Origin of the sequence: Flavobacterium sp. MMS24-S5 (genome assembly GCF_050320125.1) — a bacterium.
GTDB classification, from domain to species: domain Bacteria; phylum Bacteroidota; class Bacteroidia; order Flavobacteriales; family Flavobacteriaceae; genus Flavobacterium; species Flavobacterium tyrosinilyticum.
Window position 1 is genome coordinate 595,058 of sequence record NZ_CP190016.1, and the last position, 25,833, is coordinate 620,890.

Annotated in this window: 19 protein-coding genes and 3 pseudogenes; 2 read left to right on the plus strand and 20 right to left on the minus strand. The window is 33.6% G+C overall.

The genetic code is table 11. The features are described from left to right. Positions 1–1,050 carry an L-rhamnose/proton symporter RhaT gene (gene rhaT, locus ACPWTF_RS02540; RefSeq protein WP_379799150.1) on the minus strand — a complete coding sequence of 350 codons (1,050 nt, stop codon included), beginning with the start codon at positions 1,048–1,050 and terminating at the stop codon, positions 1–3. A 389-nt stretch (positions 1,051–1,439) separates the two neighbouring features. On the opposite strand from rhaT, the gene ACPWTF_RS02545 reads away from it, so the two are divergent. Continuing rightward, positions 1,440–2,480: a GntR family transcriptional regulator gene (locus ACPWTF_RS02545; RefSeq protein WP_250837173.1), complete on the plus strand. Its 1,041-nt coding sequence runs from the start codon at positions 1,440–1,442 to the stop codon at positions 2,478–2,480. A 135-nt stretch (positions 2,481–2,615) separates the two neighbouring features. On the opposite strand, the gene ACPWTF_RS02550 is transcribed toward ACPWTF_RS02545, so the two are convergent. Then, on the minus strand, positions 2,616–3,794 hold the full coding sequence (locus ACPWTF_RS02550; protein WP_427874268.1) for a serine hydrolase domain-containing protein: 1,179 nt from the start codon (positions 3,792–3,794) through the stop codon (positions 2,616–2,618). A gap of 222 nt (positions 3,795–4,016) precedes the next feature. Here ACPWTF_RS02550 and ACPWTF_RS02555 point away from each other — a divergent pair, with 222 nt between their 5' ends. Then, the gene (locus tag ACPWTF_RS02555; protein WP_427874269.1) at positions 4,017–4,772 is read left to right on the plus strand and encodes a response regulator transcription factor; all 756 of its coding nucleotides are present in this window, start codon (positions 4,017–4,019) and stop codon (positions 4,770–4,772) included. Positions 4,773–4,976: 204 nt separating this feature from the next. Here ACPWTF_RS02555 and ACPWTF_RS02560 read toward each other — a convergent pair whose 3' ends face one another. The 18 genes and pseudogenes from ACPWTF_RS02560 to ACPWTF_RS02645 all read right to left on the minus strand — a co-directional run bounded on the left by ACPWTF_RS02560 (position 4,977) and on the right by ACPWTF_RS02645 (position 25,823). Beyond that, positions 4,977–5,153 carry a histone H1 gene (locus ACPWTF_RS02560; RefSeq protein WP_427874270.1) on the minus strand — a complete coding sequence of 59 codons (177 nt, stop codon included), beginning with the start codon at positions 5,151–5,153 and terminating at the stop codon, positions 4,977–4,979. Positions 5,154–5,460: 307 nt separating this feature from the next. Next, positions 5,461–5,796 carry a hypothetical protein gene (locus tag ACPWTF_RS02565; RefSeq protein WP_427874271.1) on the minus strand — a complete coding sequence of 112 codons (336 nt, stop codon included), beginning with the start codon at positions 5,794–5,796 and terminating at the stop codon, positions 5,461–5,463. Positions 5,797–5,956: 160 nt separating this feature from the next. Further along, positions 5,957–6,778, minus strand: a complete 822-nt coding sequence (locus tag ACPWTF_RS02570) for a glycoside hydrolase family 28 protein (RefSeq protein WP_427874272.1) — start codon at positions 6,776–6,778, stop codon at positions 5,957–5,959. A gap of 25 nt (positions 6,779–6,803) precedes the next feature. Next, complete coding sequence (locus tag ACPWTF_RS02575; protein WP_427874273.1) at positions 6,804–7,190, minus strand: DUF4861 family protein; 387 nt, start codon at positions 7,188–7,190, stop codon at positions 6,804–6,806. After that, the gene (locus tag ACPWTF_RS02580; RefSeq protein ID WP_427874274.1) at positions 7,147–8,094 is read right to left on the minus strand and encodes a DUF4861 family protein; all 948 of its coding nucleotides are present in this window, start codon (positions 8,092–8,094) and stop codon (positions 7,147–7,149) included. Before ACPWTF_RS02580 ends, ACPWTF_RS02575 begins: the two co-directional genes overlap by 44 nt. A 201-nt stretch (positions 8,095–8,295) precedes the next feature. Next, positions 8,296–8,784 (minus strand): hypothetical protein, encoded by a 489-nt coding sequence (locus ACPWTF_RS02585; RefSeq protein ID WP_427874275.1) that lies wholly within the window; start codon positions 8,782–8,784, stop codon positions 8,296–8,298. Positions 8,785–8,891: 107 nt separating this feature from the next. Continuing rightward, positions 8,892–9,425 (minus strand): YcxB family protein, encoded by a 534-nt coding sequence (locus ACPWTF_RS02590; RefSeq protein WP_427874276.1) that lies wholly within the window; start codon positions 9,423–9,425, stop codon positions 8,892–8,894. Positions 9,426–9,649: 224 nt separating this feature from the next. After that, positions 9,650–10,305: pseudogene (locus tag ACPWTF_RS02595) on the minus strand (rhamnogalacturonan acetylesterase). Between the two features lie 366 nt (positions 10,306–10,671). Further along, entirely contained in the window at positions 10,672–12,027 is a 1,356-nt protein-coding gene (locus ACPWTF_RS02600) for a glycoside hydrolase family 28 protein (RefSeq protein ID WP_427874277.1), read from the minus strand. Positions 12,028–12,109: 82 nt separating this feature from the next. Next, positions 12,110–14,110 (minus strand): pectate lyase, encoded by a 2,001-nt coding sequence (gene pelA, locus ACPWTF_RS02605; RefSeq protein ID WP_427874278.1) that lies wholly within the window; start codon positions 14,108–14,110, stop codon positions 12,110–12,112. Positions 14,111–14,117: 7 nt separating this feature from the next. Further along, positions 14,118–15,708 (minus strand): annotated as a pseudogene (locus ACPWTF_RS02610) (glycoside hydrolase family 43 protein). 188 nt (positions 15,709–15,896) lie between these two features. Beyond that, positions 15,897–17,116 (minus strand): annotated as a pseudogene (locus ACPWTF_RS02615) (glycoside hydrolase family 88/105 protein). Between the two features lie 22 nt (positions 17,117–17,138). Beyond that, on the minus strand, positions 17,139–18,344 hold the full coding sequence (locus ACPWTF_RS02620; RefSeq protein WP_427874279.1) for a glycoside hydrolase family 88/105 protein: 1,206 nt from the start codon (positions 18,342–18,344) through the stop codon (positions 17,139–17,141). Between the two features lie 9 nt (positions 18,345–18,353). After that, positions 18,354–19,544 carry a glycoside hydrolase family 88/105 protein gene (locus ACPWTF_RS02625; RefSeq protein ID WP_427874280.1) on the minus strand — a complete coding sequence of 397 codons (1,191 nt, stop codon included), beginning with the start codon at positions 19,542–19,544 and terminating at the stop codon, positions 18,354–18,356. Between the two features lie 424 nt (positions 19,545–19,968). Continuing rightward, positions 19,969–20,907: an alpha/beta hydrolase fold domain-containing protein gene (locus tag ACPWTF_RS02630; protein WP_427874281.1), complete on the minus strand. Its 939-nt coding sequence runs from the start codon at positions 20,905–20,907 to the stop codon at positions 19,969–19,971. A gap of 99 nt (positions 20,908–21,006) precedes the next feature. Further along, a complete protein-coding gene (locus ACPWTF_RS02635) occupies positions 21,007–21,555 on the minus strand; it encodes a RagB/SusD family nutrient uptake outer membrane protein (protein WP_427874282.1) in 549 nt (182 codons plus the stop codon). A gap of 127 nt (positions 21,556–21,682) precedes the next feature. Further along, the gene (locus ACPWTF_RS02640) at positions 21,683–22,681 is read right to left on the minus strand and encodes a RagB/SusD family nutrient uptake outer membrane protein (protein WP_427874283.1); all 999 of its coding nucleotides are present in this window, start codon (positions 22,679–22,681) and stop codon (positions 21,683–21,685) included. A gap of 13 nt (positions 22,682–22,694) precedes the next feature. Beyond that, complete coding sequence (locus ACPWTF_RS02645; RefSeq protein WP_427874284.1) at positions 22,695–25,823, minus strand: SusC/RagA family TonB-linked outer membrane protein; 3,129 nt, start codon at positions 25,821–25,823, stop codon at positions 22,695–22,697. Between the last annotated feature and the right edge of the window lie 10 nt (positions 25,824–25,833).

A 25,833-nucleotide genomic window follows, 5' to 3' on the forward strand; every position in this document is an offset into this window, starting at 1 on the left:
TTATAATGAGTTACCAATTCCTACCAAAACGATTGCAAGCATAATAAGTCCGATTCCCCAGAAAAAAGTTCTTAAAGTTCTTTTAGAAACTCCTTTCCATTCTTTCAAATAAAATCCCCAAAAGTTTGCTGTTAAAATAATGGTTGCCATATGCAGAATCCACGAACTGGCACCATTTCCAAGTTTGCTTTCTCCCATTCCGTAAAAGAAAAACTGTAAAAACCACATGGTTCCAGCAAGAGCAGAAAACAAGACATTTTTAGTAATTGGAGTCGATTTGTCGGTGTAATTTTTAATTGATTTGTTTTTAAAATTCAAATATAGACACCAGATAAAATTGGACGTTAACCCTCCCCAAAGCAAAACCACATAAGTCACGTTGTTTTGAAATAACGGATTTGCACCATTTACTACAGCATGTTCTGCCATAGATTTTCCAGCTTCGATTCCGTAATTAAAGAAGGAACTTAAAATTCCTGAAATCACGGCTACAATCAAACCTTTTACTAAGTTGAAATCTTTATCTTTATCTTCGTGACCTGTTGCAAAATCTTTCTCTTTCAGCATTCCTGCTTTTCCAGAAATGGCAATTCCTATTAGATATACCACCACACCCAATAAAACGATCTGACCGCCAGTATTCGTAAGCATGTGAGAAAATGAAATCTTACCCTCTGTTGGAACAATATCATAATAAATGGATGGCACTAAAGCTCCAAATGCAGAGCAGAATCCTAACGTAATTGAATTTCCTAAAGACATTCCTAAATAGCGAACGCCCAAACCATAAGTTAAACCGCCAATTCCCCAAATTAAACCCATTGTAAAAGTGAAGGTTTTTATTGATGGAGAAGCTGCCGCAATAATTTCTGTAAAATTTGGAATCGTTAAGTACGCTGCAATTGGTGGCACGATCAGCCAAGAGAAAAATCCTCCTACAAGCCAATAGCTTTCCCAAGCCCAGTCTTTTACTTTTTTAAAAGGCATATAAAAACTACCTGAAGAAAATCCTCCGATAGAATGAAAAATGATTCCTAATAATGATTCCATTTAATAAATTTTAGTTTTTGGTTTGTTAGATAGTGATTTGGTTTTGTAAAATAAGAGAATGTCAAAAACAAAACTGTCCTGTACTATCCTTTACGTATTTCATATTTTTTGTTAAAACTAAGGATTATTAGAAATAACGACTTGTAATTATTGGGTAAATAAATTTAAAATGGCTATTTTAGCAATCGATTTCGTAATTATTGATTCTGCATTAAGGTCAAAATTTAGAAATCATAAAAAAAAGATTACAAGCCTTGACGAATTCTCTTTTTTATGACCAAAATGATTCTGTGAATTAGATTCTTTTTGAAAGAAGAGATTTTTAAAAAAATTATTTAGAATTAAAATGAGTTTCGCTAAAATGCGAAATAAATTTCCTCACAATGAACATGATTAAACTTATTAAAATAGACGAAGACTCTCGAGTTCCCAAATACAAACAAATTGTTGACTCTATTCTTCAGAACATCGCCAACGGAAATTTAAAAATCAATCAAAAAATTCCTTCTATAAATAGTTTCAGCGAAGAATTCTATATGTCTCGTGATACTGTTGAGAAAGCCTATAATATTTTAAAAGAGCGAAAAATCATTTCTTCCATTAGAGGAAAAGGCTATTACATTACTCGAACAAAATTAGAATCTAAGGTTAATATTTTATTTCTGACCAATAAATTGAGTTCGTATAAAATGAAAACCTACAGCTCATTTATTGATACTTTAGGCGCAAATGCACATGTTGATCTACAGATTTATCACTGTGATGAGACTTTATTCTTAAATATCTTAGATAAGTTTGAAGGTGCTTACGATTATTATGTTATTACAACACACTTTAAAACAGATGAATTAAAACATTTGAGCTTTACTGATGATGTGGTAAATGCCATTAAAAAAATCCCACAAGAAAAACTGGTAGTTTTAGATAATATAAAATTAGGAACAGGTAACGATGTTATTAAGATTTACCAAGATTTTGAAAATGACATTTATAATGCCTTAAAAGAAGGTCTTTCTAAAATATCAAAATACAAGCGTTTAATTCTAGTATATCCTGATAAAGCGGTCTATCCTTATCCGAGAAGAATTTTGCACGGATTTAGAAAATTCTGTGTGGAACACGAAATCAATTTTGAAATTCTGAGTGAAGTTTACGATGATATGATTCTGAAAAAAGGAGATTTGTTTATTACAATCGAAGAATCTGATTTGGTAAATTTAGTAAAACAGATTCGCGATGAAGAGTTTGTTTTAGGAAAAGATATAGGTGTCATATCATACAACGATACTCCTTTAAAAGATTTGCTTGGCATTACTGTAATGTCAACCGATTTTAATGTTATGGGAGAAACTGCCGCAAGAATGATTTTGAACAAAGAAAAAGGTCAGGTAAAAGTGCCTTTTAATTTTATTGATAGAAATTCGATTTAATCTAAGATGCTAAGCTTCTAATATACTGAGATACTGAGATACTGAGATACTAAGATACTAAGATACTGAGTTTTTTTTCTTAGCGCTTTAGAAGCTTAGCATCTCAGAAACTTAGAAACTCAGAAACTTAGAAACTCATTTTTTATCATATGGAATATATTGATCCCATTCCCATGGTGTATAGGTGTCTTTTATTCCTGTTTCCAGTAAATACTTAATTATTTTTCCCGTTGGATAACTGTTCGACATGATAACCATTGCAGTTCCTTTATCTTGAAAAACAATTCCGTAATGTTGGAAACCTGAACCTTGCCCTTCTTTAAAAGCGCCATAACCATAAGGGCTTTTTACTAATCCCCAGCCTAGACCGTATGAAAGCTCTGTTTGGTCATTCCAGTTTCCATCTTCTAATGCTCCTGGTCCGAACTGATTTTTAGAATGAATGCGAATCTGCGGACTAAACATTTCTTTGTATGATTTAGCATTCAATATTTTTTTATTCAAAATTGCGGTTATAAACTTGCTATAATCTTCTATCGTAGTTTCTAACGTTCCTGCTCCTCTCGGCGCATTGTCTTTGTCTTTTTCCTGCATTTTTCCGTTTTCATCATATCCGTAGGCATAATCTTTTTCGAATTTCTCTTGCCATTTATAACTCGAATTTGACATTCCCAGCGGTTTGAATACTCTTTCCTGAGCCATTTCTTCTAAGGTTTTTCCAGTAATTTTTTCCAAAACCACTTGAAGATAGGTAAGCCCTTCACCCGAATAACTGTACCTTGTTCCTGGCTCAAACTTAACTTTGAGCTTTTCATCAGATTCAAACCAACGCCAGTTCGGCAAGCCAGAAGTATGATCGAGACACATTCTAGCAGTTATTTTTTTATATTCTGGATATGATTTTAATTCTGTAAAATCTTCGTGCCATACTTTAAAATCATATTCATAAATTGGTTTCGGAAGATAATCCTGAAGTGGCTTGTCTAATGTTATGACTCCTTCTTCTGCTAGTTTCATAACCAAAACAGCAAAAACCGCTTTGCTCAAAGAAGCTCCATAAAGATTGGTCTGCAGCTCTAACTTCTTTTTGGTTTCGACATTACTAAAGCCAAAAGTCTTCATGTAAACAGGTTTTTTGGCATTAAACACGGCTATAGCCAATCCTTTCACATTGGCTTTGCTCATCAGGTTTTCAATAGTGGCGGTCAAACTATCGGTAGAAATTGTACTTCCGTCAAGCCTTTTTATGGTGGAATTTTGTGCTTGAACGGCAATTATACTTATAAAAAAAATGATTAAAAGAAGATTTTTCATGATTTTGATTTATTAAGCATTAATTAATCAATTCACTCAACTTTCACACAAAGCCTTTTGAGCAATATGTTTACCTCAAACAACTTGATAATAAGTCAAGTAAAATGATTAAGAATTTTATAATTATTTTAAACCCCATTTTTTATTATATTTCAGTCCATATAATCATACAAATATATTCGGCAGAAAAGCATAAGACAATACTTATAAATAACCATTTTTATGAAAAACATAAAAGATGATTTGAGCAAACAGCTTTTGGAGCAAAAAAACTCAGGAAACTTAAATAATAAAAAGGTTTTAAAAACGTGTCAGGAAATGGCTCAGAATTTTGCTGATTTAGAAAATGGCATTGCCGTTTTAAGCGATTTATACAACAATAAAAGTTACATCTATTCGGGCAAAATTGCTCAAGAACTTGAAATTTTCAAAGAAGATCAAGTGCAAGAAATTGAGAGTATTTGGGAAGAAGAGCTTTTTGGCAAATTAAACTCAGATGATGTACTGCAAAAATATCTTTTAGAACTTCATTTTTTTCAGTTCATAAAAACGATTCCGACTGAGGAACGAAGAAACTTTTGTGTAATCAGTAAATTAAGAATGAATGACGAAACCGCAGGGAAATCTTTATTACACAAGATGTTCTATTTTTCAAATCAGTACGAAGATGTAGAATTGGCACTTTGTTTTTATAATTTTGATTTTTCACTAGCCCTTGACTATGAAGGTGCAATAATAAATACTGCAACTGGAAATATTGTAAAACAGAATGTGAAAGAAAATGAATTCTTTCTTTCTGCACGAGAAAAAGAAATTCTTAAAATGCTTCAAGCAGGAAAACAAAGTAAAGAGATTGCAACGCTCCTATTTATTAGCATCAATACTGTAAGTCGTCATCGGCAAAATATTTTGGAGAAAATGAAAGTTAATAATACCGTTGAAGCATGCTCCATTGCCACGAAGCTAAAGTGGATATAGTTTTTTTAAGATACTAAGGTTCTAAGACGCTAAGATTCTAAGTTTTTTTAGGTGCAAAGTTGCATAGGAACAAAGGTTCAAAGTTTTTTTAGAAGTTAAGAGAAATTCTTAATTCTTAATTCTTAATTCTTAATTCTTAATTCTTAACTCTCAACAACTTTTCTACAAAAAAAAACCTCGTCGATTGACGAGGTTTTAGTTGTATTATTTTTTTGATTCTTCGATAGAAACTTTTCTAAACTCTTTTAAAAGTTTTTCAATTTCTAAAGTTGATTTACGTGCTCTTGGTTCAGCAGCTTTAATTCCTTTTTCAGTCAAAGATTCAGCTTCAGCTTTGAATGTTTCAATTTCGGCGTTGATTTTTACTAATAAATCTTTCATGCTTATATATTGTTAAATTAAGCCACAAAAATAAAAGTTTGTGTGATAGTTACAACAATTTTGCTGTTAAATTTAATGCAGTTTTTCATTCATTTCCTTTACAATAAATTGACTTCTGTTCTTTATTAAAAACCAGCAAATACAATACATTAGCAATCAACCACTTACTTTAAAAGTGTTTTTACAACAACTGTTTTAATACGCTGCAGAAAGTATCAAATTAAAACTAGTTTCATCCAAAAAGATGGCTTATACCTCTTCTATTTGTTAATTTTTGAGCGGAAAAATTCCTCAAAAAAGGAAAATTTTACTCAATAAGAGTCTTGTTTAGGTAAACATTCTTTAAAACAAGTCCGTCAATAATGCTTTTATCCATCTTAGTTTTTACAGACTCTATATTTAGATTTTCAAATCTAAAATTACTCAATCTCACATTGGGATCTTTTTCCACACCATAAAAATTAGTGCATTTAAGATTGATGTTTTTTAAAGTAATCTGATCGCCATAAGATAACGGAATATCTTGACGGTTTTTCAAATCATAAAACTGTCGCCAGGCAAAAATGGCAAGTCCAGTTTCTGCTTCGCCTTGAATATTTTCGATTAAAATATATTCGTATCGCTGTGGCGTGTCTGGTCTCATTTTTAGCCACAACATTCTAGAAGCACCTTTTATTTGGCTATTTCTAAAAATTACATTTCGATTATGAATCGCTTCACTTCCATTGGTTAAAGCCGAATGGCAAAATCCAAATGTACAATCCTCAATTATGATGTTTTTATTAGGGCCGTTATTTGGATCTTTATCTGCGTAAGCTTCCTCCTTTCAAGGCAATGGCATCATCATTTACAGACATATAGCAGTTTTTTATCAAAACATTTTCGCAGACATCAAGATCAATGGCATCGGTACTTGGCGCTTTAATTTCAATATGTGGTGAAAAGATGTAAAGATTCAGCAGTTTTACATTATTACATTTATAAAAATGATTCGTCCAAAAACCTGAATTAATCAATTTTACATCCTGAAACTGAACATTTTTTGAATTCCATACAAAAATTAATCTTGGCCTAGAGACTTCAAGATTCGTGCAATCAGGATTCTCACCACGTTTTTTCCAGAAAGCTTCCCAAAACTTTTTTCCATTTCCGTTTATTGTTCCTTCTCCCGAAATAGAAAAATGATCTACCCCATAAGCATTCACCAAGGCGGGAAAATAATCCAGATTTTGTCCTTCCATTCTTGAAGCCATAATTGGATAATCAATAATATCATCTGAACCTTTTAAAACTGCTCCTTTGGCTAAATACAAAGTCGTTTTAGGTTTAAAGAATAAAGCGCCGCTCAAAAATACACCTTTCGGTACTACAATTACACCGCCACCATTTGCCGATGCAAGGTCAATTATTGCCTGAATGGCTTGCGTTTGGATTATTGTGCTGTCTTTTTTAGCTCCAAAATCTGTTATACGATATTGCTTTCCTAAATCCTTTAATTGCAATTTCTGATCATTTTTAAACCAGCTGCTGATGGGGGTGCCATCAGGAAAAACATCAGTTACCTGCTGCGAGAAAGAAAAATTCAATCCGCTTATAAAAGCTAAAACAATTAAAAACTCTCTCATTTGTACAACAGCCTATCGTTTCAAATTACTTTACTTCAATTTTTATTTTAGCAGAAAGCTGTTTGGCTAAATTGGTCACATAATTAGTAAAAAATGCAGAATCATTAAAACCTTTATCGGCACTCAATTCCCAAGCTGCAATCGCATAATAACTAATTTCTTTCTTATTATCAACTTTTAATTTTGCCAAATACGAATCAGTCAGCTGTCCTGTTTTAGGAGCTTCAATATAACCTTGATAAATATTTGCAGGAACTAAAATCGCTGTTCCCAAAATCCATTGGCGTTCATAAGTCAAATAATCGTGCTGAATTAGACATACCCAATCTCCCGCTTCTATAACCTGTAGCGGATTTTTATTATTCAAATTAGAAATTGCAGACCAAAAATGTTTCTTTGCCTTTAATGCCATCTATTGAAACTGTATTTTTATAACCATACATTCCAGGCCAAATAGAAGTTGTTTCCTGTACTTGATAAAGATTTCCAGAGGCTTTCCAGTTTTGATAGTGGTAGCTTAAAACAGAGTTTACCGGCTCTTCTGCTACAATTTTAAAAGTTGTCTTTTCTACATTATTTATCGTGTCATTGCCTAAAATTCCAAGTCGGTTTATTTTATTGTCAATCAGCAATGCATAACCGCCTAAACCAACAGAATTCCCAACTGGAAAAATATCTCTTCCCCAATCGTACATCACGTGATAATTATCTTCAACCGCTCCTTTGCTGTTTATACCCACGTTTTCTGGCGTTATTCTCGGAAGTTTTTTTCCAAACACATCTTTAGAATTTCTTCCGTCTAGATAATGTCTAAAACCAACTTTGTCATTCTCCCAAGTTGGCCCGTCTGTCTGGTATTTTTGATAACCTAATTTTTTAAGAACCTGATTTGCCATTAAAACTTCTTGTGTATCTGGATGAACAGGAAGATCCTTTCCTTCTCTTTTTCCAAAACGTGCACTAGTTTTTATTGTAAACTTTGGATCTGTATCAGACCATTTTAACTGAATGACTTTTTCTTCGTTTGGCGAAAAATCTGTTGTAAAGAAAAGTTCATCCCATTTTCCATCGCCATTAAGATCGTTTGTCTGCGCTGGAATTGTATCTTTTTTTGAAAGCAAAATAGGGAAACCTCCTTTTACATTGCTTTCTCCTATATTCTCTCTTTTAATAGAAATTGCTTTTTGCGAGAGCGCCAGAGAACTACTATTTTTTAAAACAATTGTTTTTTCTGATACATTTTGAGAAACTTTGCAACTCGCTAATAATACTGTAACTAAAGTAATTGGAAGATAAAATAAAACTCTTTTTTTCATACTTTCTTTATTCTTTATTTTTTCAGAACAATTTAAGATTTTTAATTGTTATAATAACACTTAAAAATCAAAAACTTTTAATAAAACTAAAAAGTAGAATAAAATAAAAAGCAGGATAACGAACAACAATTACCCTGCAATTTAAACACATTATTATCAAATAATATGATCGAAAAAATATAAAAAATAAAATAAATTACTTCACATTAAAAAATACATCGCTTTATAATATTCATTAAACTTTGATTGTGATGGATTTGATATCCTCACTGTCTTTTTTTCTTTTTTGAAATCTAATTTCTTTTTCAAAAAGAGCCTTACTTCTTTAAAAATTTCACGACTCGTTTTTGATTCATCAAACAAAATCAAATTATTGATTCCCTCTAGAAAAGATAAGCTCCTGTAAAGTTGCCCATTAAACAAACAAACCAGAGTATTTGCTCTTTTTTCCTCTTGTAAAAAACTAAGCAATTCTTCTCTCCTGTAAACTACATAAATAGTTCGATCATATTGATTTTTTGTCCCTTCACATTGATCAGTAAAAGATTTTTCTAAAAAATCAAACTCATCTTTAAGTTTTCTTTTAAACATTTTTAGAAAAAAACCTTGATTATCAACCACTAAAACTCGCTCCTTTTGCATCCTTTTGTTTTTTAAAAGAGCAAACCCTTGATTAATTGAAGGATTCACTGCTAAAATATGTAGCAAAATTAGAGTTGCATAGACAATTCATTAGCTCCAATAAGCCATAAAATAATCAGAATAAGGTATTTTTTGATGTGGTTATTAAAAATGCATTAGACTTTTATCACATGCATGACATGATTTTCAACAAACGAAACCAACTCTTCAATCTTTTGACAATTGTGATCTTTCTTTGAAATAGAAATTATATAAGCATTTCTTTCTTTTACATAGAGAAAAAGGAAATTTTTAGTCGAAATAACTTTTTCAATTTTTGTCCATTTATGTTTTAAGTCTCTTAACGGAGATCGAACGCAAACATCAGAATAGGTAAAAGTGAGTTTATATCTACTATAAAATTTGTTATACTGGATAAGCCATTTTGTTAGGCAGAAAATCGTTCTAGAAATAGCGTCCAGAAAAAAGAATTGAATGACTACTAAAAAAACAAGTGTAACGAGACAACTTATCAGCCATTGAAAAAAATCAGCTTCATTAATAAAATCAAGAAAAAGCACAATTAATGCAACGACGAAAAAAACATAGATTAGACGCTCTTTAAACAAGTGCTCAAAGTACATTTTGTTAAGTTTTCTAATTTCAGAAATATTTAACTGAAACTCTAATGAAAAATTAGCCGCTTTCATAGTTTTTGTTTTCTTAGGTACATTATTCAAGGCAAAAATATGTCAACAAAAAAGCACAAATTAGACTTAGAAGCTTTTATAATATTAAAATAGGGCTAGATTTATTTCTTAATCTTAACTTTCTTTATCTTCTTTTATATTAGAAAAAAACAAAAGAGGAAACAAAAAGAAAAAGGGAAATACTAATTTCCCTCACTCTTCATTGTCTTAATTTTAAAAATGTATTACTTAATTCCGCTTTTAAGATTCTTTAGCGAAGCGTCTTTCGAAAGCTTGATTTGGTTAATTACAATTTCAGCAATTTTATTTGCTCCTAATAAGGAAAGGTGCGTATCATCAGCTTTATCTGTATTATAAAAAGCATTTTCTCCCGCTTTAAAATGGAGATGAAGTTGTTTTGATTTTTCTGGCCCGTAAGATTGTTCTAATAATTCAGTGTAGTACTCTAGATCTATAAAAGGCACATTGTACTCCTGTGCAACCAATCGGGTTTCTAAAGGATAATCGCCATGAGTTGGCACCAAAACTCCTTTTTCGTTAAAGTTACGTCTTGAAATGGAAGTTAATAATATCGGAATAGCACCTTTTTCTCTGCTTTCTTTTACAAAACGAATTAGATTGTATCTGTAAGCTGTATGCGGATTGGTGAAACGTGCTGAATCTTCTATTTTCTGATCATTATGTCCGAATTCTATAAAAACATAATCTCCTTTTTTAAGTTTGTTATAAACAGAATCCCAGCGTTTTTCATTGATAAAGCTTCTCGTGCTTCGTCCGTTTACCGCTTTATTGATTACTGTTATGTTTTCTTTGAAAAAGGCTGCAATACCTGAGCCCAACCATGTTCTGGATTTTTGTCCGGATCTTTTTTATTTGCCATTGTAGAGTCTCCAATGCAATACAGGGATGTATTTTGGGCAAAACTTACTGTGGTGATAAGTAATGCTAGAAAGATATATTTTTTCATTTTCTTTTGTTTTTTTAATGCTGAGTGGTTTTATTGCGAAGTGTTTTTTTAACGCAAAGTGCGCTAAGGTTACGCAAAGTTCACTAAGTTTTTTATTATCTATTTACTTTGTCAATGAGGACACAAAGCTTTGTGGATATTCTTTATGTAGATGCACTGCAGTGCACCTCTACGAAAAATCTTTGAATCTCTAAATCTTTGAGCCTTTTCCTCCTTTTATTAAACCTTTGCGAACTTTGCGATTTCTTTGTGTGCTTTGCGGTTAAAAACGGCTAAACTCTAATGTTTTGAAACTGCTGTAGGCACTGTTGCTCTTTTACCTATAAAAACATCTGTCATCAAGACGTTTTCTGCGTTTTCATTCGAGAGCGCATTTTTGGCTTCTTTGATTTCTATGTTTTTTAAAGAGATGTTCTTGATTTTTTTATCTGCAAATCCCTGAATTACAATACCAGATTCTGACGCTTTGTTACAGGTGATATTAGAAAAATATACATTTGATATATCAGATTGATAACCTTTGCCTTCTCCGTGATAATTTGATGTAATGTATAGACAATCTTCTACTTGATCTAATTGAATATTTTGAACAAATATATTTTTGATATAGCCTCCGCGATCGGCATTCGTTTTTAAATAAATGCCTCTTTTTAAATAACCTGCCGTTTTACAATTTTCTACAAATACATTCTGAACACCAGCCGACATTTCGCTCCCAATTACTACTCCATGAAGTCCTTTAAAATTGCAATTTCTAATTACAATATTCTCGCTAGGCGTTGCTGCATTGGCTCTTCCTTCATGATCTCTTCCTGCTTTTATGGCAACATTGTCGTCTCCGTTGTCGAAAGTGACATTTTCAATTAAAACGTCTTTTGCGTATTCTGGATCGATTCCGTCGTTATTGTGATTTAATGATTTGTAGCTTATCCCGCGAATGGTAATGCTTTCTGATTTTAAGAGATGCAGACACCAAAATGGCGAATTTTCGATTCTGATATTTTCGACTAAAATGTTTTTACAATTTAAAAACTGAATCATTTGTGGTCTTAAAAAATAGCCTTCTCCAAATTTTCTTTCTTCTAATGGAGTGTTATTGTGATTCATTTCACGGCTTCGGTTTTTGCCTTCGTTTTCTTTTGCTTTAAAAGTTTTCCAAGTCTTTCCTCCTTCTCCGTCAATTGTTCCTTCTCCAGAAATGGAAATATTCGTGCAATTATTAGCATAAATAAGCGGACTGTAATTATACAACATCGTCCCTTCCCAGCTTGTTAAAACCATTGGAAGATAATCTTTCGGATTATCACTGAACTTTATTTTAGCCCCTTTTTCAATTCTAAGGTTTACATTGCTTACAAAATGTATCGGTCCGTTGATTTTATAAATTCCTTTTGGAACTATAATTGTTCCGCCTTTATTTTTTTTGCACAAAGCCATTGCTTTATCAAAAGCCTTTTTATTATCTGTAATAGAATCGCCTTTGGCACCTAATGTCAAAATATTAATCCGATAGGAAGTTATTATTGGAAGCTGAATTCGTTTCACAATAGAATCCACTTTAGCTGACGGAAAATCGCTATTCTGTGCAAATGATGCCCACGAAAGGAAGATTAGAAAGAAGTATTTGAAATTCATGTTTTTTTATTTTAAGTGCGTGCTAGTCACAGTCCCAGTTTTCAGTGCCGACTGAAACTGCGACTGAGAACTGGGACTGGGACTAAAGAGAATACCAATTCGCAATCTTATCTTTAAGGATATTTTCTATCGAATATTGTGTTGCTTCTTTTTTTGAAAGCTGATAAGACCATTTTACTCTTTTTGATGGCTGAAATCCTTCTCCGCTACAATTGTATTCTGCATAAAAAGATTTTTTTTCTGCTTCTGGTTTTGACCAATTTTCCCAGCCTTCAGGTTTAATTTGATTACCCATGTCGCAATTTATAAAAACCGTTTTTGCATAAATGCGCCAAGGTCTTCCTAAGTAAACATCTTTTGCTTCAGGATTTGCCGTGAGTTTACAGTTTTTAAAAACGAAACCGAATGGAGTTCCTTCTGGCGTTGAAGCCGCTGTGATATAAGAACTTTTTATACTGTGAATAGTGCAATTTTCAAATAGAGCTGTTGCGCCTCCAAATATAAAATCGGTTGTTCCTTCAATATAACAATCTTTAAAATATTGTTTGGCATCTTTTCCAGACAAGTACAAAGTATCTTGATTTCCTAAAAGTATACAATTCGTAATCTTAGCGCGATTAGCTACAACTGATAAAGCAATCGCTTGTCCGTGTTCGCCAGAAGTATTTTTAATCGTTAGATTTGATGCTGTAAAATCGTCTCCTTCAACCAAAAGTGTGTAGGTATAAAAAGTACTATTTCTTCCTAAAGCTATTTTTGAAAAATTATCATCAAAAGTTATAATGGTATTTTCTTTACTTTCACCTTTCAGAAATACATGAGTATTCCATTCTGGAATTCGAACTTTTTCGTTGTAGATTCCGTTTTTAATAAAAATAGTTACTTTCTCATAAGGAAAAGCCGGTGTTGCATAAATTGCATCCTGAATTTTGGTAAAATCTCCCGAACCATCTTGTGCTACAGTAATATAATCTATAATTTTCTTTTCGGCTGCCCCTACTTTTGTACCGTTTTTAACTGCCCAGTCTGGAAATCTTTTTAAAACTTCCTGAGGTGCATCTGAGTACCATGAATAGCCATTTCTTCTTTCTGATCCTATTTGATCCAATGCTTTTTTTCTGATTCCGTCACGGTCACAAAAGAAAGGTTCATTGGTTTCCAAATCCATAAATCTCGCCCAGATTGGTTTGGCATTTGCTACCGGAATCATTTTTTTATCTACAATTTTTCCCGCGTCGTTTAAAACTCTTTTTTCCTCTAAATTAGTAATTTTAGTTTTTTCGAACCATTCTACAGCGCTTTTTACAGCCATAACAACATCTCTTGAAGGTTTGTCAATCGACATTAAAAGCAATACTATTTTTGTCGATTCATAACCGCTTAACGAAGCCAATTCAAAAGCTCTTGCATTTGCTGGAGCCAAAGTTACTTCATCATGCTGAGCGCACCAGGCGGTTAAAACACCATTTTGTTTGTATTGTGTTTTTAGAATGCAATCGATTCCTTTATCAAATGATTTTCTGCATTTATCCACAATTTCTTTTGAAGGTTTAATACTGTAATAATCCGATTCGTCTGCTACGGCTTTTATTACGTTCATAATATTAACCATTGAATCATCATTGTAAGTAATGTGCGTATAATATCCTTTTTTTAACGGATAAAACTGAGGCCATCCTCCGTTTGCATATTGAGCCTCCAGCAGATAATTTAAGCCTTTTAAGAAAGATTCTCTGTAACGTTCGTCTTTGACCTGCGCATACATTCTAGACATAAAAAGCATTTCCTGACAAGTTGCTCCGTTGTCTGTAGTCGTTTCGACTGCAGTTTTTTTAAGAGCAATCAAATCTTTTTTCTGCTTTTCGGTCAGCTCATCCTGCATTTGAATATTCTTTGGCCAGCCTCCAATATCTCTTTGGTAGAGCAGTACATTTTCTGCTACTCTTTTTGCGTCTGCGGTTGCAAACCAAGCGGCATCACTCTTACGAATAATTTCTGGCCATCTTTTATATGTATTCTGAGCATTTACAGCAAAACTGCAAAGGCATAAAAAAAGCATTATTTGTTTTTTAAACTGTATCATTTCCAACCTATTTTGTTACTCTAAACCAATCAACAGCAACATTCCCAGAATCATTTTTAATTATCTCACCCAAAGCAAAAAGTCCGACTTTGGCTCCAATCCATTTTCCTTCTTTAGCAGTAAAATCTTTTCCTATCGATTGGTAATTTTTGTCGTCTAAACTATACGAAAAACTACAAATAGCCCCTTTGCTAATTTTTACTCTTAAATAAATTGTGTTTTGCTCAATTAATACAGGCTTCGTTTCAGTCTCTGAAACCGTTTTATCAAAAGTTCCTGTTTTCTGGTTCAGATATAATTTTCCGTTCTCATTTTTGAAATTCAGATAACTATAATCTAGCCCCATAACGATCAAACCTGTACTTTCTCCATTTAATCTTGCGTTAAAAGTCAGTTTTGTAGTCGCCGTAAATTCTTCTGCTGGAAATTTTTGCAAGAGTAAATTTGGAGCATTAAAAATATTTTTGGTTGTGGTATTGCAAAACAAATTCAAATAACCCAAACTAGTTGGAAAACCGAAGTTGGTCTGTTTATTTGCCTGCCATTGCCATTGCAATCCTAATTTTGGCTCATTAAATTCATCTGAAGTTGCTGGAACTTCAATCGGATATTTTTTGCCAACATTTGGTTTCTTGTATGTTGTTACGGGCTCGCCTATTCCATTTTTATCAAAATCTTCTCCCATAACCGGCCAGTCATTCACCCATTTCATTGGTTGCAGATGCACAATTCGTCCATAAGCGCCTTTATCTTGAAAATGGAAAAACCAATCTTCGCCTGTCTGAGTTGTTACCCAAGCGCCTTGATGCGGCCCATTTATTGCGGTCGAACCTTGTTCTAGAACCTTCTTCTTTTCATAAGCTGCCGAAAACATTTTTCGATCTTAAAACAGTCTGCCATCCCGTTGGAACTCCTCCTGCTGGTGCAAAAATGTAATAATATCCATTTCGTTTGTAAAATTTTGGACCTTCAATTGTGCCTTCGCTTTCGTGTCCGTCAATAACCATAACTTCATCATTATTCACTACCGTTCCTTCAGGATTCATAGTACATACAACTAACAAACTTTTAATCTGAGCGCGGCTTCCTGCAAAAGCATGCACCAAATAAGCTTTGCCATCATTGTCCCAAAGCGGACTCGGATCTATCAATCCAACTCCTGCTTTAACTAAAAGTGGCTCAGACCAAGGGCCTTCTGCTTTTTTAGCTTTTATCATATAAATTCCGAAATCTGGATCTGGATAATAGATGTAAAATTCGTTGTTGTGATAATTGATGCTTGGCGCCCAAACTCCGTTTCCGTGCTGTACACTATTGTAGGTTTCAAATGGAGGCTGTTTAGCCAAAGCGTAGCTTATAATTTTCCAATTTACCAAGTCTTTTGAATGTAAAATCGGTAACCCCGGAATACAATTAAAAGAAGAAGCTGTCATATAATAATCATCGCCTACGCGAACAACATCTGGATCTGAATAATCGGCATGAATAATCGGATTGGTGAATGTTCCATCTCCGTTATCTGGCGTCCAGACTTGTGCGGTATTCTTCTGGAAACAAAAAATGGAAAGAAGAAATAGGATGATTTTTATATTTTTCATTTTTAACTGTTCTTTTTATTTAAACCCTACAGGTTTTTAAAACCTGTAGGGTTTGTCACTTGTTTTTTCTGTGAGGAGTTTCTTTGCAGTGCTTCTCCCGAAGCCTCGGGATCGTTCAGCAAGACAAAGCGGAGCATCATAACTCATAACTCATAACTCATAACTCCAAACTCATAACTTTAAAAAAATTATCTATTCAATTCCAAAGCGGCCAAAATAAATGGTTCAGTAGCTTTAGGATCATTGTCTTTTTTTCTTTCGTTTACGTAATATTCGTAAGATCCGTCACGATATGGATTCCCACCTAAACCTGCCACTTGGCAACAGTTTGTTAATGTAATTCCTCCATCTTGATCTACTTTTTTGATTAATACAGTTGTTAATCCGTCAAACGCTTTGTTGGCTGCTTTTTAAATTTAGATGGCAAATATCCTTTGTTTGCTCCTTTTGCAAAAGCATATGAAAACATTGCAGATCCAGAAGCTTCTAAATAATTGTCTTTTTGACCGCCTTTATCGGTAACTTGATACCACAATCCAGATTTATCTTGGAATTTTAGTAAAGCCTCAGAAACATTGTTTAAATACTGAATCAAGTCTTTTCTTTTTGGATGATCTTTTGGCATGTAATCTAAAACATCAACCAAAGCCATTACATACCAGCCCAAAGATCTAGACCAGAAGTTTGGAGAGTTTCCTGTTTCTTTATTTGCCCAAGGCATTTGTTTGCTTTCGTCCCAACCGTGGTATAATAATCCAGTTTTTGGATCTGTAGCTTTAAGCTGAATCACTTCAAATTGTTTTGCGATATCATCAAAGCTTTTTCCGTTTTCAAATTTAGCTGTGTATTCTGCGTAGAATGGTTCTCCCATGTACAAACCATCCAACCACATTTGATTTGGATAAATCTGTTTGTGCCAGAATCCGCCGCTTTGTGTTCTTGGCTGTTCTGAAAGCTGTTTACGAATTAATTGCAACGCTTTTAAATATTTATCTTCTTTTGAACTAGCATATACATCAAAAAGAAGACGTCCTGGTAATACTAAGTCAATATTGTATTTTTCAAATTCATACGTAGTAATGCTTCCGTCTGCCTGTACAAATTGGTCGACATAACTTCTTACATAAGCTTTATATCTAGGATCTGGATTTTTTTTGTACAGCTCTTCTATTGAATGTAAAACTAAAGCGTGAACGTAATCCCACTTTGGTTTTTTAGCGTCGTCGATCATATACGATTCTGGATGGCGTTTCATCAATGTCAAGGCCATTTTATCAGACCATTTTGCATTCTTTCCAATCACAATCTCTTTTGCTGGTTCCTGCGATGTTACTTTACAACTCGTAATGGTCATAAAACAAGCCATCAAAATCGACATAAAATAACTTTGCTTTCTACTATTTCTCATTTCAAAATTTATTTAAATTCTACTATTTTTCTAATTCAACTGCCGCTAAAATAAAAGGCCCTAATCCATGCGAATTATCCACTTTTATTTTTTCGCTTATATAATATTCATAAGATCCATCACGATAAGGATTTCCTCCTAACCCTGCACTAGCACAAACTTGAGTAATATGTATTTCTCCGTCTGGATCTACTGTAACGAGTTTTTTTGTAATTCCGTCAAATCCTTTTTCTGCTAACTTTTTATAGTTTTTTGGCAAATAACCTTTTTTTACTCCTTTTGCAAATGCGTAAACAAACATTTCAGAACCAGATGCTTCAAGGTAATTTCCTTTTCTATTTCCAGCATCTGTAACTTGATACCATAATCCTGATTTATCTTGATATTTTGCAACAGCTTTCGAAATCTCATTCAAATACTGGATAAGTTCTTTTCTTTTCGGATGTTCTTTTGGCATAAAGTCTAAAACATCAACCAAAGCCATCATGTACCAGCCTATAGATCGAGACCAAAAATTGGGAGATGTTCCCGTTTCTTTATTCGTCCAATCCATTTTTTTACTTTCATCCCAAGCATGAAAAAGAAGACCCGTTTTTGGGTCTAAAGTATGCTGATGAATCTGCTCAAACTGTTTTACAATATCATCAAAACTTTTTCCTTGCTCAAACTCAGCTGTATATTGTGCGTAAAATGGAGTTCCCATATACAATCCATCCAGCCACATCTGATTTGGATAAATTTTCTTATGCCAAAAACCTCCCGAATTTGTTCTTGGATGCGTTTCCAATTGTTTTCTTAAAAGCTGCAACGCTTTAAGATAACGATCCTCTTTGGTTTGTTTATAAATTTCAAAAAGTCCTTTGCCAGCATTTATATAATCAATATTGTAATCTTCTAGTTTATAATTTAGAATATCGCCCGAATCGTTTATAACTGTTTCGTAATACTCTTTAACGTAATTGAAATAAACTGGATTCTGTGTTTTATTGTATAGATTCTCAAAAGCAGTCATAATAAGACCAAGCTTATAATCCCATTTTGGTTTTTCGTAATTGTCAATCTGCCAAGCTTTTGGGTCACGCTTCATAATAGAAAGTGCCATTCTTTCAGACCACTTCAAGTCTTTGGAAATCAAAATTGTGCTTTCTTGAGCTATTGCATTCATAGATGAAAATAGCAGACCAAACACTACAAGCAGTAAACCAAAATATTTCTTCTTTTTATCCATAAAAAACATTTATTTATCCAATTCGATTGCACTTAATAAAAATGCGCCCAATCCAATTGCACCGTTTTCTTTTGTTTTAGAAACTAGATAATAATAGTTTGTTCCATCGCGGAATGGTTTTCCGCCCAAACCTACATTTGATGAAACGTTCAAAACATTCACTTCTCCTTTTTTATCTACTTTCACAAATTCTTTTACAAAACTGTCAAATGATTTTTTAGCTGTTGTCTTGTAGCTTGAAGCTAAATAGCCTTTATTAGCTCCTTTTGCAAAAGCATAAATAATCATTCCAGAAGCCGATGGTTCTACATAATTTCCGTACAATTCTGGTTTATCGGCTACTTGATACCAAAGTCCGTTTTCGCTTTTGTATTGATTCACGTTTTTGGCAATCTGATTCAAATACTCCACCAGAACTTTATGTTTTGGGTGCGATTTCGGGAAATAATCTAACGTTTCAACCAGCGCAATCATGTACCATCCAATTCCTCTTCCCCAGATTGTAGGCGAAGTTCCCGTTTGTTTATCTGCCCAAGCAATCTCTTTACTTTCATCCCAAGCTTGGTAAACCAAACCTGTTTTTTGATCTACAAGATGATTCTGAACCAATTCAAATTGTTTGGCAATATCATCCAGACTTTTTCCCTTTTCGTACTTAACTGTAAACTGCGCATAAAAAGGTTCTGCCATATACAAACCGTCAATCCACATTTGGTTTGGGTAAATCTGTTTGTGCCAAAATCCTCCGCTTGGTGTTCTCGGCTGACTTTCTAACTGATTTCTAAGCTGCCCAATAATCTTCAGATAGCGAGAATCTTTTGTTATATCATATAAATTAAACAGCAGTTTTCCCGGATTTAAACAATCAATATTATACTCTTTAATATCATATTTTTTGATATTTCCTGTACTGTCAATCATTCCATCAACATATTCTTTGATGTAATTCAGGTATTTTTTATTGTTTGTTTTTTGATATAATTTTTCAAATCCCGACAATACAAAACCCATTTTATAATCCCATTTTGGCTTTTCATTTCCGTCAAGCTGCCAAGCATTCGGATATTTATTCAAAATAGAAAGTGCTGTTCGTTCCGACCATTTTAGATCGTACGGAATTACTGTTTCAGACTGATTTTGTGCAATTGCAAAAACATTGAAAAGCAGAAATAATAATAGGACTGTTTTTCTATACTTCATATTTATGTTTCTTTTTGCCACAGATTAATGGATTATTTGGATTATTCTTTGGTTGCTTTTTTTTTAACACATAGTCCTGATAACGATCAGGATAAAACTTAATAAAAGGCGCTTCACTTACATCAACACATATAAAATTCTATGTTACTATTTGTTGAAATTAATCTCACGGAGAGTCGGCATATTGAGCAGATTTTTTAAAATCATTTTAATCTTTTAATCTGTGGAAAAAAACAATTTACATTTTTTTTTAAACAGTTCCGTCTTTATACTTTCTCCCTTTCTATTTTCCATCTGTTTTTACAGATATTTCGGCGTAAGTTTTGTTCTTTTTAATATCGTATTTCTGCGCGTTTTATGGCAGTTAAACCCGCGAAAAATAAAATTTCTGACGTGATTTTTGCTTTCATTTCTGTATTCTAAATTATTTAAAAATTTTATCTAAAAATCCTACGCTGTACGTGATCGTTTGCGTAAACCAAGGATCGTAAAACCAAAATGAATGTGGCGAATCTGGAATCGTCTGTACTTCATTATAGATTTTATAATTGTTCAAAATCTTGATCATATCATCTCTTCCTGCATGAAATCTCGGAATACTGCTGCAGATGTATAATACGGGTGGTGTATTTTTGTCGGTATGACTTAGTGCAGAAGCATTTTTCCAATTTTCTGGTATTTCATCTGATTTTCCTCCTAACCAAAATGCTGCCATATCCCCTTCTGATGATTCTGGATGCTTGAATGCCAAAACGCCGTCAACATCTATTATGGCGTGGACTTTTGAAGAAGAACGGCTTTTAAAATTTTTATCTTCAAAAAGCGGATAATTATTTGTTGTACCAATCAAAGCTGCCATTTGCCCTCCCGAAGAACAGCCTAAAACCGCAATTTTGTTTGGATCTACATTAAATTTAGCCGCATTATCTTTAATAAATTTTATCGCATTCTTGACATCAATAACACCTTCAGGATATTTTGCTTCTAATGATAATCTGTATTCGATTGCAAAACAAGAATAGCCTTTTGCTGCAATTTCTTTTCCTATAAACTGCATTTGGTTTTTGTTTCCCGATCTCCAACCTCCGCCGTGAATCATGATCACTGCCGGATTTTTTTTCTTTTTAATATTTATGAAAGCATCAAAATGCAAAACACGATCTTGCTCTTGATTGTAAACCAGATCAAACGTTTCTTTGACATCTGGATTTGCTTTTATTTCTGGAATTGTAATAAACGGATGCTTCTTAATTAACTTAGCGTAAGTGCTTTTTATGGTATACGACGTATCTACTTGGTACTGCTGACTTTGCATTACAAGGACATTAAAAAACAACACTAAGATTAATTTAAATTTTTGCATTTTTAATCTTTACTTTTTAGTTAAGAAAGGAGTTCGACTATAGTCAAACTCCTTTTTAACTACTTCAAAAAACATAGTTCTCAAAAAACTAACAAATTACTAATAACCAGGATTTTGAGGAAAATCTTTATTCTGATTCAAATCTAAAGCTGATTGTGGAATTGGTCTTAAAATTTTAAGTTTTCCGTCTATACCAACAAAATTTGCTTCTTTAATTTTATAATTATGAGCTGAAGCTCTTGCCACTAAAGTTCCTGTACGTTTTAAGTCGAACCAGCGTTTGTATTCTCCTAATAGTTCGCGTCCTCTTTCGTCTAAGATATAGTCGATATTAAATTGAGCTGCAGTTGCATTGGCAACACCTGCTCTTCTTCTTACTTCATTTAAACGAGCTAATCCTGTTCCTGGATTTCCTGCTTTTAAATAAGCTTCTGCTGCAACTAAGTACGTTTCTCCAAGTCTAGAAACAATAATATCTCTTGTACTTACTGGCCCTGTACTTGATGGAGTAGTTGGATTCGGATTGTCAAATTTCTTAACTGGAATAGTATAACAGTCTAAGTTCTTAATTAACGTATGAGCTGCAGAATATTCTCCCCAAGGATGGTAAACAAATGTCGAAGCTAATCTAGAAGCATTAGTTGTCATATAAGCCGCTTTATCTGCCGCTGTAAACCATTTTGGCTCGTAAAAATGTCTTATTTTTAGAGAAGATGGATTTGAGCTTCTGTAGTACGGATAGTATAAAATAGTTTTTGTAACTCCGTTTGTTGTTTCAGGTCACTTCTAAAATTTCAGTCATGAAAGTAGCATTCCATCTAGCATCCCCTTTTTCATATAAGCCTAAAGCATAATCGGTAGGACATAAATTGTAACTTCTTAATGGAGCTCCTGTTTCTGCTCCTCCTAAATAAGAACTGAAATAGTAAAACTGATTGTTCCCCAATTTTGTCGGATTTGTACTTGTAGAGGCTTTATCGTATTGTACAGAAAAAATCGTTTCTGCATTCAAATCATTTCCTGGTTTAAATAGCTGGTCGAATGCAATTGCTAAAGTTTGACCTGCAATTGCTGCATCGGCGTAAGCTGCTGCTTTAGAGAAATCATCTGCTTTTCCGAAAGTTTCATATCCTCTTGTTAAATACACTTTTGCCAACAAATCGTTTACTGCTCTTTTATTTACTCTTCCTGTAGTACCATAAGCCGTAGTTCCAACATTCGCCAAAGCAAAATCTAAATCTGCAATAATTTGTGTGTACACTTCCTCAGCAGTATTTCTTGTAAAAGATAAAACTGGAGTGGTAATATTATCCAAAACAATTGGCACACCACCATAAGTCTGCACTAATAAGAAATAAGCATTTGCTCTTAAATAACGTGCCTCACCAACAAGTGTATTTAAATTTGGTGTCTGTTCTGTAATTGTAGAATAATATACCGTCTTATTTACCGCTTGGATCTGCTGATAACAAGAAGTATACAAATCCGCTACGTTATCTGACGAAGGAATTAAAAGCGTATACTGGCTTAATCCTGCTGGTTCTGGAGTTCTTCCTTCAGCATACATATCGGTTCCTGCTTCAAAAAGCCATGGGTTTCCGCCATAAATTCCTTTTAACCAAGCATAGTTTGTGTTAACCAATAACTGAAATCCTGATGCTGTTTTATATGTTGCGTCTGCCGGTACAAAAGAGCGGCTATCTTCTTCAATATAATCACTGCAAGAACTTACAGCTGCAGCAATTATTCCTATCATTACTAATATTTTTTTCATTTGAATATCTTTATTAAAATTTAACACTTAATCCTAATTGTGTAGTTACTGCCGCTGGACGGTTTACTCCAAAAGGAGAAGCTGCCCATTCTGGATCGTAACCATCAAAATCTGTAAACACAAATGGATCTAGAACATTCACATAAATTCTGAAATTAGAAATTTTTAGTTTTTTCAATAATTCAGAATCTAAAGTGTAACCTAAAGATATATTTTTGATTTTCACGTAAGAAACATCTCTATAGTACCCAAAAAGAGAAGACCAATAGGCTCCTGCACCTGTTGCAACAGGCCCTGGTCTTGGGTTTGTAGTATTTGCATTAGCCTCGATTCCTGTACCATTTGTTGGAATAAAGTAATCCATTGCTATTTTTTGGCGTCCTCTATCGCTTACATCGGCAAAGTTTTGGTGGAAAGTACTTAAAACAGTTTGCCCTTGGCTTGTTAAGACTGAGAAATTAAAATCAAATTGTCCAACAACTAATTTAGAATATAAACTTCCTTGCCATTCTGGATTTGGATTTCCAATTACCGTTCTATCATCTTGATTAAATTTACCATCTCCGTTTAAATCTTTTGGTCTTGCTTGTCCAGGAGCCATTCCGTAAGATGCTGCCTGAGCCGCTTCGCTTTCTTGCCAAACTCCATCATAAACATAATTGTAATTTGGGTTTAACGGAGCGCCAAGAATTAATTTGTTTCCAATATCACTTACTTTGTCCTGATTGTAAATTGACTCTAATTTATTTACGTTTTTAGTAAAAGTAAAAGTCGTTTCCCAAGTTACTTTTCCAGACTTAATGTTTTTTGTAGTTAATAAAGCTTCTATACCTTTATTGCTAACAAATCCAACATTTGCAAACGTATTTTTCCAACCTGTTTCTGATGGCAATTGCTGTTTGTAGATCAAATTATCTGATAATCTATCGTAAACATCAATTGTACCCGAAATTCTATTTTTTAAGAATCCAAAATCAAGACCTAAGTTGTATTCTCTTGTTTTCTCCCAAGTCAAATTTGGATTTGCCAAATTTTCTGACTGCCAACCTGGAATAACATTTGAACCTTGTGCATAGAATGTCTGTTGGTTTAAAAGTGCCTGAGAGGTATAAGGAGCTACGTTATCGTTTCCTGTGTAACCAATACTAGCACGTAATTTCAAATCTGAAACAACTGAGCTGTTTGCTAAAAATGATTCTTTACTAAGTTTCCATCCTAAGGCTAATGATGGGAAACTTTCCCATTTGTTACCTTCAGATAAAACAGACGAACCATCCCATCTTGAAGAAGCAGTAATCAAATATTTGTCTTTAAAAGCATAGTTTAAACGTACTGCATAAGAGTTTAAGGTATTTTTCGCAAAAGCCGATCTTATTACATAACTCGTTTGCGCACCAGAACCCATATTATCTGTTCCAACATCAAAAGGTTGATTATTAGAATACATATAAGAGTTTTCATCTGTATTTGAATACAAACTTTGCAATAATAAAACACTTACATCGTGAACTTCATTGAAAGTATGTTTCAAATCGATTTGATTATCCCAAGTATAATTGAAGTTGTTTATGTTTTCTAAAGTTGCTGAGTTTTTTCCGTTTAAGGTTACCCCTGCATTTGTTTGTGCAGTGTAAGCTTTAGAATTTTGAGTATCCATAATTCCTGCAGCAAATGTTGTTTTAAACGAAAGCCATTTTAGTGGCTGATATTGGAAATACGCGTTTCCTACAGTTTGCCATGTTTTTTCTGTTTGAGAAGAATTTGCAATCTCCATTAAAGGGTTGACTGTAGAAGTTTTGTTAATTGCCCAAGAACCATCAGGATACGTTAATTTTCCAGGCAAGAAAAATAAAGTTCCAATTTTTTCATTTCCTTGTGCATCAACTGCCCAAGGAGACATTAATGGACTTAATCTAAATGCATCTTGCATTGCCAAATCACTTCCTAATTGGTTATCTAATCTTGCGATTGTAACATTTACTCCTGTAGAAAACTTGTCATTTATTTTATGATTTAACCCTAATTTAAAAGAGTATTTATCTGTAGCATCATTTTCAATAAGACCACGATCACTCTGAATTCCAAATCCTAAGTTATAGCTTAAACCAGAATCTGAACGCCCAGAAATATTTAAATAATTATTCTCTGTCATTCCTGATTTCAGTACAGCATCATACCAGTCAAAATTGTAACCGCTATTGGCACGAGAAACCAATAATGGACTTTGGTTTCCAGCTAAAGATGCTAATTGAGCTGGCGTTTGTGTAAGAGGAGTTGCACTCATGTAAGCAACTTGATGGAATTTCCACCACTCTTCTCCGGTCATCATTTTTGGCAATCTAGTCGCAATTTTATTTCCGTAAGAAGTGTCAAAAGTTACACTGATTCCTGCTTTTGCGCTCGTTCCGCTTTTTGTTGTAACGATAATAACCCCGTTTGATCCTCTAGAACCGTAGATTGCAGCAGAAGAGGCATCTTTTAAAACGTCCATTCTGGCAATATCCTGCGGATTTAAGAAATCAATTCCATCCATTGGCACACCATCTACAACGTATAAAGGCGAAGAACCAACCACACTTGGGTTATTTGAATCTGCAATTAGGGAATTATTACCTCTAATTACTACTTTAAATCCATCTCCCGCACGTCCCGATGAAGATGAAATCTGAACCCCAGGCGTACTACCTTGAATAGCCTCTAAAGGATTGATAGTATTTCTTTCGGTGATAGTGGCAGCACTAATAGTACTAACAGATCCTGTAAGATCTGTCTTTTTTACAGAACCGTATCCTACAACCACAACTTCTGTTAATGCGTTTGATTGTTCTGCTAAACTTACATTGATTTTAGTTTTTCCAGCAACATTTACTTCTTGTGTCTGAAATCCTAAATAGCTAATTATTAAAGTCGCTTTACTGTTTGATACATTAATTTTGAAACTTCCTTCAAAATCTGTCGAAGTTCCGTTTTTTGTTCCCTTTTCATTAATGTTTACCCCTGGCAGCGACATACCTGTAGCGTCGGTAATCTTCCCTTCAATTGTTGTTGACTGTGCGTAAATAGAACTGCACAGCAAAAAATTCAGGAAAAAGAAAAATACAAAGTACTTATCTTTTTTCTCAGATAATTGTTTAATACTCATGTGGTTTAAA